This is a genomic window from bacterium, from assembly GCA_023135785.1.
GTDB lineage: Bacteria > CAIJMQ01 > CAIJMQ01 > CAIJMQ01 > CAIJMQ01 > CAZNJA01.
In genome coordinates this window covers 18,089-30,026 of sequence record JAGLSL010000072.1, presented here as the reverse complement: position 1 = coordinate 30,026, position 11,938 = coordinate 18,089, and the positions used below count along the sequence as shown (strand labels likewise).

Genomic DNA, 11,938 nt, shown 5'->3' with positions numbered 1-11,938 from the left:
CAAGACAGAAAATGTGGAAAAAAGGGGAAACTTCAGGACATATCCAAAACGTCAGGGAGATATTATTAGATTGTGACGAAGATACATTGCTTATAAAAATAGAACAAGAATGTGCAAGTTGTCACAAAGGTTATAGAACATGTTTTTATAGAAAAGTGAACTCTGACGGCAGTCTTGAAACAATAGAAAAGAAAATTTTCGAACCAAAAGACATTTACTAGTACTATTTTTGCGGTTGATGCGACCCAGCACCAGAACAAAGTTCGGTGCTGGATTAGTCCCGTACCAAAACAAAGTTTTTGGTTCGGGATGTTTCGCCTTCAAAAAAAAGAATTTAGATTGGGGAGGCTTCACAAATAATGGAATTGACACAAGAAATGTTGAGGGAGATTAAACCTCAAAAAGATTTTTTCATAGGTGTGGATTCCGACGGTTGTGTTTTTGACACAATGGAGATAAAACAAAAGGAATGTTTTATTCCCAATACCATAAAATATTGGAATCTGCAGCCGATTTCTAAATATGTCAGAGAGACAGAGGAGTTTGTAAATCTTTATTCAAGTTGGCGTGGTATGAATAGATTCCCTGCTTTATTAATGGTCTTTGACTTGCTCAAGGATAGACCTGAGGTTTTGAAAAGAGAATTTAAAATGCCGGAAGTAGGTTCTTTGAGGGACTGGATAAAGAACGAGCCAAAACTTGGGAATCCTTCTCTTAAGGCGATTGTTGAGGAAATGGGTGACGCAGTGCTTAAAAACACTCTTCAGTGGAGCGAAGCTGTTAATAAAGCAGTTTCTGAAATCGTTAAAGATATTCCATCTTTTCTTTTTGCGAAAGAATCGCTTGCAAAAGCTCAACAGAAAGCCGATTTAATTGTTGTATCTGTCTCTCCGAATGAAGCCTTAGAAAGAGAGTGGAAGGAACACAAATTAGCGCAATATGTAAGAGCTATTTGCGGGCAGGAGCTGGGGAAGAAACGGGAGCAGTTAAAGTTAGCGTCCGGAGGGAAATACAAAAAAGAACATATATTAATGGTGGGTGACGCTTTGGGTGATATGCAAGCTGCAAGAGAAAACGATGTTTTATTTTATCCGATTAACCCCGGCAGAGAAGATGAAAGCTGGGAAAAGTTTTATAATGAAGCCTTAGATAGATTTTTTGCTGAAGAATATGCAGGGACATATGAGTTGGGACTTATAGGAAAATTTGAGAAGTATTTACCGAGTGTTCCACCTTGGAAAAAATGAGGAGTGTAATATAATCCTATGAACTGGGTACCGATTGTTACATTATTTGCGGGTTTTATTTTGGGGCTGGTTGTTGCATTTATAATCAGGGTAATGCATGTAAAATCAGCAGGAGATAGCGAAACTGAACGTAAAGTTGCTATGGATGCCATCATAGAAAATGTCAAAGCAAATTTCGGAAGTTTATCTCTTGACGCTCTCAAAAAGTCTACAGAGGAATCCATAAAGTTATCAAAAGAAATTTTGGGGAAAGAAAGAGAATTAAACGTTAAAGAATTAAATGAGAAGAAAGGGCTTATTGACCTGCAACTGAAGAATATGACTACTAAGTTGGAAGATGCATCTAAACTTATGAAAGCACTTGAGAAAGATAGAGAAAATAAATTCGGAGAACTTACTGCGGAGCTTAAAAAAGCCGGCGAACAAACTAAATATCTTGCGGAAACAACTGTTACTTTGCGTGAAGCATTATCAAGCACAAAAGCAAGAGGGCAGTGGGGTGAGAGGATGGCTGAAGATGTATTGCGCCTGGCAGGTCTTATTGAGAATGTAAATTATGTAAAACAGAAAGCCGTTGAGGAAGGACGCTCAATACCTGATTTTACTTTTTTCCTGCCCAATCATCTAAAACTTAATATGGATGTTAAATTTCCTTTGAATAATTACATGAAATTCCTTGAAGCTGACTCGGAATCGGACAAAGCAAGTTTTCGTAATGGTTTTTTAAAAGATGTGAAAGCAAGAGTCAAAGAGATTACAACCCGTGAATATATCAATCCGGAGAAAAACACGGTTGATTATGCGCTCCTGTTTATTCCCAACGAACAGGTTTATGCATTTATAAATGAGCAAGACAGTTCAATTATTGATGAAGCGCTCAAACATAAGATAATTTTTTGTTCGCCAATGACTCTTTTTGCAATTTTGGCTGTTATCCGTCAGGCAGTGGAAAATTTTGCCTTAGAAAAGACTTCAAACGAGATATTGTCATTGTTAGGCGCATTCAGGAAACAATGGGGGGCGTTTGTAGGGAAAATGGAGATGATGGGTAAACGCATTGCTGAAGCACAGAAAGAATATGATCTTCTTACTACTAGAAGAAAACACCAACTTGAAAAACCTCTGAATAAAATTGAAGAATTGAGGAAACAACATAGGTTACCTATAGCATTTGAAGACCAAGAGCAGGAAGCACTTCCCTTGGTTGAAGAAGAAACCAAAGAAGAGGATATTTAAAAAAGTTTATTTTGACAACTCCTTACTTCTTTGTTCGGCTTTTTTGATTGCCTCAATTAAGATTTCTTTCCATTTACTGTCAACCAAAACTTTTAAAGCGGCTTCAGTTGTGCCTTTAGGAGAGGTTACTCTTTGTCTTAGGTTAGTGGGACACTCTCCTTTTTCTATCATATCTATTGCGCCGACTATCGTTTGGACTGAAAGGGTTTTTGCCTGTTCTTTTGTAAGCCCGAGTTTAATTCCTGCTTCTGCCATTGTTTCTAACATATAGAAAACATAAGCAGGTCCTGAACCGGATATAGCCGTGACAGCATCTAACTTATTTTCTTTTAATTTTAGAACTTCACCTACGCTTTCCAAAATTGCTTTCACCGTTTTCCCGTTTTTTTGAGAAACTTTTTTAGAAACACAATAAGCAGATATTCCTTTGCCTATTAAAGCGGGCAGATTCGGCATAACTCTGGTTACGGGAATTTTGTTTCCGACTATTTTTTCTATGAATGATATTTTTATTCCTGCGGCGATTGAGATGAGCAGGTGCGAAGCGGTTAAAAAAGGAGATATTTCCTTAAGCAAAGATTCTGCATCCTGTGGTTTTATCGCAAGTATTATTGTTGACGAATTTTCAATCAGAGATTGATTGTTTTCTGCAAAACTAATTTTAGAGTATTTTCGTTTCAGAGATTTCAACCGCGCTTTTTGTTTTTCGCTAACGGTAATGTTTTGTTTTTTAAATACATTTTTATTTAATAACCCCGCAAGCAATGCTTCGCCCATATTTCCACAACCGATTATTCCAATCCTTATATTTTTTATATCAAACAAGATATGCCTCCTTCCTGCCCTGAACCACGTTGGGTTCAGGGTTCCTAACTTGAATTCTATCATCCCTGAACTGTTCTATCAATCGCTTCTTCTGATATAATTATTAAAGATGGAAATAATTCTTGCGTCTGCTTCTTTACAAAGAAAAGAACTCCTAAGGAAAGTTATCAGAGAGTTTAAAATTGTTCCTGCCGATGTTGATGAAAATATTGCTGTTAATCAAAGTGATTTTCCCAAGATTGCAGAAAAACTTGCCTTAAAAAAAGCGGAGGTAATAGCAGGGAAATATTCTAAATCGCTTGTTATAGGAGCTGATACTATTGTAGAAATGGGTGGTAGAATCTATGGCAAACCTAAAGATGATATGGAAGCCGTAGAAATTCTTAAAGAACTCAAGGGAACTGTTCAAAGAGTTATAACAGGCATAGCTGTTGTGTGTAAAGAAAAAAATATTTGCCTTGTAGGCTCTGGGATAACCCAAGTAAAAATGAGAAATGATATAAGTGATGAAGAAATAGAAAATTATGTAAAAAGCGGCGAAGGCAAAGATAAAGCAGGAAGTTATGCGGTTCAGGAGGAAGGTGACAAATTCATTGAATGGATGAAGGGCGATTATTATAATGTGGTGGGATTGTCTTTAAGAAAACTTTCCAAAATGCTAAAAGAAGTAAAAGTTCAATGGAATTTAGAAATCGATTTGACCCCGTTGATATTTGCAAATCTACGAGGTTAATATACAATAAAAATAATGACAGATAATAAATTCAAAATTATCTATATCGGGCTTTTGTTTTTGCTGTTTATCATCCCCCTTGGACGGCTTCCCCTATCCTTTTCTGAATTTTTAAATTTGCCGCAACTTATAATCATTTACACCATTTTTTTATTATTTCTTTTTGGTTGTTGGATGTATGTAATTTCATTCAAACAAAAAAGCAATTTTGTTAAAAGTAACCCCTTATATATTCCCTTAGGATTGTTTTTTCTATGGAGTGTCTTGTCGTTAACGTGGACCATAAGCGTTCCTGCGACTTTCACTCAAGTTTCCTCTTTTCTATTCTATTTGCTTGCCTTTTTTATTTCTTTCAACGTAGTAGATAATGACAAAGATAGAAAAAAATTCCTTGAGGTTTTATTGTTCTCCGCTTTAATAGTATCTATTTATGCAATACATCAATATTTCTGGGGATTGGAAGAGACACGGCAGTATCTTCAAATATATAAAAATGAAATAACATTTTCCGGTTCAGTTAATTTTATGTCACGGCTAAATACAGATAGAGCATTTTCAACATTTCTATATCCCAATACTTTAGCCACGTTTCTTATGATGATTCTGCCGTTTGCGATTTTTTCCGCTGTCTTTTGCGATAAAAAAAACAACGACACAAAACATATCATTGCAAAAAGAATATTCTTTTCCGCATTGTCTTTGCTTATCCTTTTTGCGTTTGTTTTGACTTTTTCAAAAGGCGGAACAGTTGTTTTAATTCTTTCTTGGCTTTTGTTTTTGCTGTTTAAAGTTCCTAAATCGCGTAAAGTAATAGCTGTTGCCGGATTTGTTTTCTTACTCGCTTTTGCGATGTTTTTTGCCTATAACGGCGATTATATTGCAAACAAATTACAGCCGGTCAAAGCTTCTTCAAGAGTAAGAGTGGAATATTGGCGGGCGGGGTTAGAAATGCTCAAAGAAAAACCTCTTGTTGGTTTTGGGCTGGGCAGTTTCGGTAGAATTTATGCAAAGTATAAATTGCCCAAAGCCGAAGAAACGCAGATGGCTCATAACGATTTTCTTCAAATATGGACAGAACTTGGGGCTGTGGGATTTTTAATATTCTTAAGTATTTTTATCTTTTACTTCAGGCAAATGAATCGGCAAATAAAAAATATCAATAATCTCTCGTCAACTCAAAAGGTCTTTATTTACGGAGGGTATGTTTCAGTTCTATCTTTTGCATTTCATTCTTTGGGAGATTTTAGTTTTTATGTTTTCAGCGTTCCGTCTATTCTTTTTATGATTATGGGTGTTTCGTTGGGCATAAATTGCGAAGAGAAAAAAGTTAAAAATAAAAAATTACTCTTTGTTCCCTTATTTGTTGTGACAGTTTTTATTATTTTCTTGCTTTTTAGAGTTTTTACAGCTGAGGGGCATTGTTTAAAAGCTATGAATTCCAAGAGTGTAGATGAAACTATAAGTCAACTACAATCTTCTATTCTTTATTGCGATTGGGGAGAGGATGAGTATAGGAGGAGTTATCATTATTTATTGAGCCAAATTTATAAACAAAGAATGTTTCAGGAAAGAAAAGATTTTACTCCAACAATAATCGAGCATTTGAATCAAGCTATAAAATATGACAAGTGCCGTTCTCTTTACTACAGGGAATTGGCTTGGATAAGTTTATTAAAAAATGATAAAGAAAAAGCGATGGAATACATAGAAAAAGCAATTTCTTGCTATCCTACTAATGGAGTTAATCATCTCGTGATGGGGGATATTTATATAGCCATAAATAAGAAAGATGAAGCATTAAGAGAATATCAAATAGCATTGGAGTATGATGTTTCTTTGAAAGAAGAAATAGATAAACGAATGGCGAATTTCGGCAAAAAATGATTTACTATGTTTAGAAAATAATATAGAGTATTTTGGCTGTGGGTTGTCCGCCACTCCCTCCATTAATACGATGGCGGGCAGGAAACATTGGCGAGACAAACCCTGAACCATATAGGGTTCAGGGTTTGCAAGAAATCTTGGTTTCTGGTTTAATTAATACTGATGATTACACAGATTTTAGGAAGATTACACCGATTAGAGATTTAGTTTATCCGTGTAATCGGATATTTTTTAATCTGTGTTATCATTATATGCGAGCGAAGCGAACAATTATTTTCAATGGAGTCTTGAAAAATGATAAAAATTTTAGTTATTCACGGTCCAAATCTTGATCTATTAGGCGAAAGAGAACCTAATGTTTACGGGAAAGACACATTAGAGGGCATCAATTCACTTTTGCAAAAAGAAGCAAAAAAGAATGACATAGAGCTTAAAACTTTTCAGTCGAACAGCGAAGGCGATATTGTCAATTGCCTAGGGGATAACAGGAAGTGGGCTAAAGGTATAATCATAAATCCTGCCGCTTATACTCACACGTCGGTTGCCATAAGAGATGCGATTAAAGCTTTGGGCATTCCGACTGTAGAGGTGCATTTATCCAACATTTATGCAAGAGAAGAATTCCGTCAAAAATCTCTTATTGCTCCCGTAGCAGTTGCTACAATATCCGGTTTTGGAAAACAAAGTTATGTATTGGCTTTATACGGGCTATTAAGTTTGGTAAAAACATCCTAAAAAGGATGTTTGATTACACAGATTTTAAGAACAGATTACACAGACGATAAATAACCAAATGAAACATTTGTGCCGATAAATCGGTACAAAAGAGAATGAAAATGTTCCGACCCGCCTGCCAAAGAACTCGTTTGGCGGGCAGGCGTAACATCGGGATAGAAAGGGCATTTTAAAATGGCTAAATTGTGGGGAAAAAATTACAAGCTTCTTCGAGACATAGAAGAATTTACTGTGGGCGAGGACTATATACTGGACAATGAACTTGTAGAAGCCGATGTTTTTACAAATATTGCGCAGGTTAAGATGTTAAATTCGATAGGAATATTGAATAAGCAAGAAACGTCTAAACTTCAAAAAAGTTTAAAAGAAATAATCAAGTTATGGGAGAAAGGTGAATTTAAAATAAGTCGCGAACAAGAAGATGTGCATACGGCTGTGGAGAATTACTTGACTAAAAAATGTTGTTCTGTGGGCGCAAAAATTCATATCGGCCGCTCAAGAAATGATCAGGTGATTTCGGATTTAAGACTCTATTCCAAAGAAAAACTTTTATCTTTAGGTGAACCGCTTCTGGCTTTAATCGAAACACTATTGAGATTTGCACAAAAACATAAAGATATTCCCATGGTCGGATATACACATTCCCGCAAAGCTATGCCTTCATCTGTTGGCTTATGGGCGGCATCTTTCGCGGAATCTCTTGTAGACAATTTAAGAATTTTGAGAACAGCCTATATTCTTAATAATCGCTCTGCCTTGGGTTCGGCTGCATCTTACGGCAGTAATCTTGAAATTGACAGAGAACTTTTAAGGGAATTATTGGGTTTTGAGAAAATACAAAATAACGTTCTCTATGTAAATAATTCCAGAGGGAAAATCGAATCAATAATACTATTTGCTTTAGTACAAGTTATGCTTGATTTAGCTAAGTTATCCGAAGACCTTATTCTTTTCACAAGAGAAGAATTCGAATATTTCACATTGCCCGGGGAAGCTCTTTTGGGTTCATCAGTTATGCCTCAAAAAAGGAATCCGGATGTCTTAGAGCAGGTCAGAGCAAGATATGTGCAGGTCCAATCTTGTCTTTTTACGGTTCTTAATATTCTCAAAGGTTTACCTTCAGGTTATAACAGTGATTTGCAATTGACAAAGGAGCCTCTTATTAAAGGTTTCCAAATTACTAAACTTTCATTAGTAGTAATGGATATATTGGTAGGCAAATTAAAAGTAAACGAAAACAAACTCGTTAAAGGTTTTAGTAAAGAGGTCTTTGCCGCTGATGAAGCCACAAAACTTGCAAAGAAGGGGATGCCGTTTCGTGAAGCTTATAAAAAAGTTGCCAAAAATTTGGATAAATTGGGGAAAATAGACCCGTATAAAAATATAAAAGATAAAAAATATCAAGGAGCGACTGGGAATCTTTCTTTAGAAGAAAATAAAAAACAAGTTGACATCTATAAAAACCTTTTGAAGCAGGAAAAAGAGAAACTAAAGGCGGTTAGGATTAAACTACTAAAATAATTTTATTCTTTTCTATTGAATCTTTTTTCTATTTCATTCCAGCTGAATCTTATTACTGTAGGTCTTCCGTGCGGACACCAATTTTTGTATTCGGTATTTTCCCATTGGTTGATCAAAGATTTTATTTCTTCATCAGTTAGTTTGTCTCCCGCTTTGATAGCCGCTTTACATGCTACTACGGTAAGAATTTTTTCCATACATTCTTCCACAGAAGATTTCTCGTCCATATTTTCAAACTCCTCGGCAATATCAAGAATGATAACTGATGGAGATAACTTTTTAATTGTTTTGGGAACGGAATGCACTATAAAAGTATTTTGTCCAAAAGGTTCAATGTTGAATCCTAATTTTTTGAGTAAAACCAAATTTTCAGTAATCATAGAAGCTTCGTGCTTATTTAATTCTATCGTTTCAGGTATAAGAAGATTTTGCACCTGAATAGTTGAAGTTTTCATTTCTTTTTTTAGTTTCTCATAAAGAACTCTCTCGTGGGATGCATGCTGGTCTAGCATAAAAACTCCTTCAGAATCTTCTCCCAATAGGTAGGTGTTTTTAATCTGTACTTTGATATTTAATTTATCAGAAACAAGAAGATAATCTTCTCTCTTTTCTTTAACCCCGTTAGAAATTCCCTCTATTTCATCTCTTGCAATAGAATCCCCGAGTATTTTATTTCTAACGGGGTGAACTGGTGTTTTTTTAAATTCTGTAAATCCCAATTGAGTGTTTTTATCTTTTTCAGTTAAAGGCGTCCTTGTGTAGGGTTTATCAAAGGTCTTTATTGTTACGTTTGGTTTTTTGAAAAATATTTCAGGTAAAAGTTTGGCATTTTTCAGACAGTTTCTTACTCCTTCGCGGATGATTTCGAAGATTTCATTTCCCTTTTGAAATTTGATGATATCTTTAGAAGGATGCACATTTATATCTATTTCTTTTGGATCTATCGTAAGAAATAGAAAAACTTGAGGTTGTCTTTCTTCCGGTATAACAGGTTGATATCCTCTTTTGCAGGCGGATGCTATTAAACCGCTTGAAATCATCCTGCCGTTTACAAAGAGATATTGCATGCCAGATTTTCTTCTGGCGAAGAAAGGCTTACATATAAATCCTTCGATGTGAAAAAAGATATTTTCTATTTTAAGAGGGATAAGTTCGGAAGCGAACTCTTTGCCCCAAAAGTCTATAATTTTATCTAAATTGTTATCCCTGCGGGGTGTATTTATGCGTTGTTTTTTGTTGTGAAATAGCTGAAACGCAATTTTGGGATGAGCCAATGCCTCTCTTGTTACAGTGTTTAATATATGTCTTAATTCGACGTTGTCGTTTTTTAGAAATTTTCTTCTTGCAGGGAGATGAGAAAAAAGGTTTTTAACCGTTACAGTAGTCCCTTCAGGGCTGGCTTGTTCGGTTATTCTTTTTATCTTTCCGTTTTCTGCTTCAACCAAAATGCCTATTGATTCTTTTTTTGATTTTGTAAGAATGGAAAGTTGCGATGCTGTTGCAATTGAAGGCAGAGCTTCGCCGCGGAATCCTAAAGTGGAAAGTTTTAATAGGTCGTTGAAATCGCGGATTTTGCTTGTGGAATAACGCTCTAGGCAAAGTTCGGCGTCATCTCTTGTCATTCCATCGCCGTCGTCCCTGACTCTTATAAGTCTTTTTCCGCCTTCTTCAAGCTCAATTGTTATTTTTTTTGCATCCGCATCCAATGAATTTTCAATCAATTCTTTTATGACGGATACCGGTCTTTCTATTACTTCCCCGGCCGCAATGCGTTTGATTGTGTCTTCACAAGGAATTCTAATTTTACCCATAGCGGATGTATTTTATCAGAGAAGTAAAAATCAGACAAAGGCTCCCAAGACATTTGGTCTGCCGTGTATGGTATAATTTCCGAAAATGTTTAAATGGTTTAAGAAAGAAAAGCAGGTGGTTTTAATATCAAATAGCGGAAAAGAGTTTATTCTTGATTCCGAAATTCCCAATAAAATCGGCAGGGGTCAGTCTGCTCATGTATTTGTTGATGATGACCTTGGTGTTTCACGCCAAAATTCTGTAGTTACCTTTGATAAAAAAATGAACATGTATTATATCCAAGATACAGATAGTAAGCATGGCACTTATTTAAACGGTGAACAAATATCAGAAAAAAAAGAATTAAAGAGCGGAGATATAGTAGGAATCGGTAAATATACCAGATTTACATTTGGAATACGATGATCCCCGTTAGAGATTAAAAGCAAGACGACCTCTATCTTAATATTTACAATGAAGAGCAATAAAAGTTTCTATACAGATACAAGAGTTGATTTACGGTCGCCATAGATACAATGGCGACCTATCTCTAACGGGGTAAATATGTTTACAAAACAAACACTGCTTGAGCTTTGCGCTTCTGTTGGCGCTGATTTTACGGAAGTTAGAATAGTAGAATCCTTCAATACCGCTATGCAAATTCAAGACGGAAAAGCTTTAAAACTCAGCTCATCAAACTCTATAGGCGCCGGAATCAGAGTATTAAAAGACGGCAGTTGGGGCTTTGTTTCCTGTGAAAATCTCTTAAATAAAGATTCTCTGTATTCGGCAATAAAAAACGCATTGGCTCTTGCTACTTCCTTGGATGAAAAGTGGACGGAGAAAAGAGAAATAGCGAAAATTGAACCTATCCAAGCCATAATTTCCTCAAAAGTAAAAATCGATCCCCGGGATGTTCCTTTTAAGACAAAGATGCAGAAGTTGAGCCAGCTTGAAGCAAGTGCGAGAGAATATTCTCCCTCTGTAGTTAATACGGTTCTTAATTACGGTGATTCTTATATAAAGGAAACTATAAGTAATTCCTCGGGAACTTATATACAACAGGAAAAAATTTTGACTCGGGCTTCTTTAACCGTTACTGCTTATAAGGATGGGGTAAGACAATCTTCTCATAAGTCTGCGGCCGGAGTTAAAGGATTTGAAATAATAGAAGAACTTACACCGGAAAATTTTTCGCATAAAGTTGCATCTAAAACAGTTGAACTTCTTGCGGCAGAAAATCCTCCTTCGGGAAGATTTCCCGTTATACTTGCGCCGTCTATGGTGGGACTGTTTACACATGAAGCCGTAGGACACAATGCCGAAGCGGATGCTGTTAAAGGCGGCAATTCAATTTTTGAAGGTAAGATAAATAGTCAAATTGCTTCTTCGGTTGTTTCTATGGTGGATGACCCTACTTTTAAAAATGCATATGGCTCTTATGTGTATGACAGCGAAGGCACAAAAGCGAAAAAAACGATAATAATCGAAAACGGTGTTTTGAAAAATTTTATTAATAATCTTGAAACTGCGCGCTTTTTTAATATTTCTCCTACAGGAAATGCAAGAGCCGACGGTTATTCTTCATTGCCAATAGTAAGGATGAGTAACACATATATGCTCCCAGGCAAGTCGAGTTTTGATGATATTCTTGCAGGCACAAAAAAAGGTATATTTGTAGAAGATGTGGGCTTTGGCGGTTATGTATTCCCTGAAAGAGGGCAATTTATGTTTAACGCAAATTCTTCGTACTTAATTGAAAACGGCAAGAAAACTAAATTATTGAAAAATGTATCTTTAACCGGGCTTACACTTGAAACTCTACTTAATGTTGAACAGGTAAGCAAGGAATTTTCTCTTTCGGGTGAGGGAGGGACATGCGGTAAGAGCGGACAAGGGGCTCCTGTTGATGACGGCGGACCCTATATCAAAGTGAAAGAAATGTTGGTGGGGGGAAGGTAAGAAA

Annotated in this window: 11 protein-coding genes; 9 read left to right on the top strand and 2 right to left on the bottom strand. The window is 36.0% G+C overall.

Annotation, left to right across the window (positions count from 1 at the left end; translation table 11 throughout):
- The 3 genes from KAS42_05565 to KAS42_05555 all read left to right on the top strand — a co-directional run.
- A partial coding sequence (locus tag KAS42_05565) for a phosphoribosyl-AMP cyclohydrolase (protein ID MCK4905686.1) occupies positions 1–221 on the top strand: 221 nt, incomplete at its 5' end.
- Between the two features lie 156 nt (positions 222–377).
- A complete protein-coding gene (locus tag KAS42_05560; protein ID MCK4905685.1) occupies positions 378–1,247 on the top strand; it encodes an HAD family hydrolase in 870 nt (289 codons plus the stop codon).
- 18 nt (positions 1,248–1,265) lie between these two features.
- Positions 1,266–2,483, top strand: a complete 1,218-nt coding sequence (locus KAS42_05555; GenBank protein ID MCK4905684.1) for a DNA recombination protein RmuC — start codon at positions 1,266–1,268, stop codon at positions 2,481–2,483.
- 6 nt (positions 2,484–2,489) lie between these two features.
- Here KAS42_05555 and KAS42_05550 read toward each other — a convergent pair whose 3' ends face one another.
- On the bottom strand, positions 2,490–3,308 hold the full coding sequence (locus KAS42_05550; GenBank protein ID MCK4905683.1) for a pyrroline-5-carboxylate reductase: 819 nt from the start codon (positions 3,306–3,308) through the stop codon (positions 2,490–2,492).
- 109 nt (positions 3,309–3,417) lie between these two features.
- On the opposite strand from KAS42_05550, the gene maf reads away from it, so the two are divergent.
- From maf to argH, 4 genes are all read left to right on the top strand, one after another.
- Positions 3,418–4,041 (top strand): septum formation protein Maf, encoded by a 624-nt coding sequence (gene maf, locus KAS42_05545; GenBank protein MCK4905682.1) that lies wholly within the window; start codon positions 3,418–3,420, stop codon positions 4,039–4,041.
- 174 nt (positions 4,042–4,215) lie between these two features.
- Positions 4,216–5,925: an O-antigen ligase family protein gene (locus KAS42_05540; protein MCK4905681.1), complete on the top strand. Its 1,710-nt coding sequence runs from the start codon at positions 4,216–4,218 to the stop codon at positions 5,923–5,925.
- Between the two features lie 294 nt (positions 5,926–6,219).
- Complete coding sequence (gene aroQ / locus KAS42_05535) at positions 6,220–6,660, top strand: type II 3-dehydroquinate dehydratase (GenBank protein ID MCK4905680.1); 441 nt, start codon at positions 6,220–6,222, stop codon at positions 6,658–6,660.
- A gap of 174 nt (positions 6,661–6,834) precedes the next feature.
- Positions 6,835–8,181 carry an argininosuccinate lyase gene (gene argH, locus KAS42_05530; protein ID MCK4905679.1) on the top strand — a complete coding sequence of 449 codons (1,347 nt, stop codon included), beginning with the start codon at positions 6,835–6,837 and terminating at the stop codon, positions 8,179–8,181.
- Between the two features lie 2 nt (positions 8,182–8,183).
- On the opposite strand, the gene mutL is transcribed toward argH, so the two are convergent.
- On the bottom strand, positions 8,184–9,992 hold the full coding sequence (gene mutL, locus KAS42_05525) for a DNA mismatch repair endonuclease MutL (protein ID MCK4905678.1): 1,809 nt from the start codon (positions 9,990–9,992) through the stop codon (positions 8,184–8,186).
- 85 nt (positions 9,993–10,077) lie between these two features.
- Here mutL and KAS42_05520 point away from each other — a divergent pair, with 85 nt between their 5' ends.
- Both KAS42_05520 and KAS42_05515 read left to right on the top strand, forming a co-directional pair.
- A complete protein-coding gene (locus KAS42_05520) occupies positions 10,078–10,398 on the top strand; it encodes an FHA domain-containing protein (GenBank protein ID MCK4905677.1) in 321 nt (106 codons plus the stop codon).
- Between the two features lie 138 nt (positions 10,399–10,536).
- Positions 10,537–11,934 carry a TldD/PmbA family protein gene (locus KAS42_05515; protein MCK4905676.1) on the top strand — a complete coding sequence of 466 codons (1,398 nt, stop codon included), beginning with the start codon at positions 10,537–10,539 and terminating at the stop codon, positions 11,932–11,934.
- Positions 11,935–11,938: the final 4 nt, after the last annotated feature.

What these genes read in the sequence shown, in the direction of transcription:
- KAS42_05560 (MCK4905685.1), top strand. Translation starts at nt 378, where the DNA reads ATGTTGAGGGAGATTAAACCTCAAAAAGATTTTTTCATAGGTGTGGAT.
- KAS42_05555 (MCK4905684.1), top strand. Translation starts at nt 1,266, where the DNA reads ATGAACTGGGTACCGATTGTTACATTATTTGCGGGTTTTATTTTGGGG.
- maf (MCK4905682.1), top strand. Translation starts at nt 3,418, where the DNA reads ATGGAAATAATTCTTGCGTCTGCTTCTTTACAAAGAAAAGAACTCCTA.
- KAS42_05540 (MCK4905681.1), top strand. Translation starts at nt 4,216, where the DNA reads ATGTATGTAATTTCATTCAAACAAAAAAGCAATTTTGTTAAAAGTAAC.
- aroQ (MCK4905680.1), top strand. Translation starts at nt 6,220, where the DNA reads ATGATAAAAATTTTAGTTATTCACGGTCCAAATCTTGATCTATTAGGC.
- argH (MCK4905679.1), top strand. Translation starts at nt 6,835, where the DNA reads ATGGCTAAATTGTGGGGAAAAAATTACAAGCTTCTTCGAGACATAGAA.
- mutL (MCK4905678.1), bottom strand. Translation starts at nt 9,992, where the DNA reads ATGGGTAAAATTAGAATTCCTTGTGAAGACACAATCAAACGCATTGCG.
- KAS42_05520 (MCK4905677.1), top strand. Translation starts at nt 10,078, where the DNA reads ATGTTTAAATGGTTTAAGAAAGAAAAGCAGGTGGTTTTAATATCAAAT.
- KAS42_05515 (MCK4905676.1), top strand. Translation starts at nt 10,537, where the DNA reads ATGTTTACAAAACAAACACTGCTTGAGCTTTGCGCTTCTGTTGGCGCT.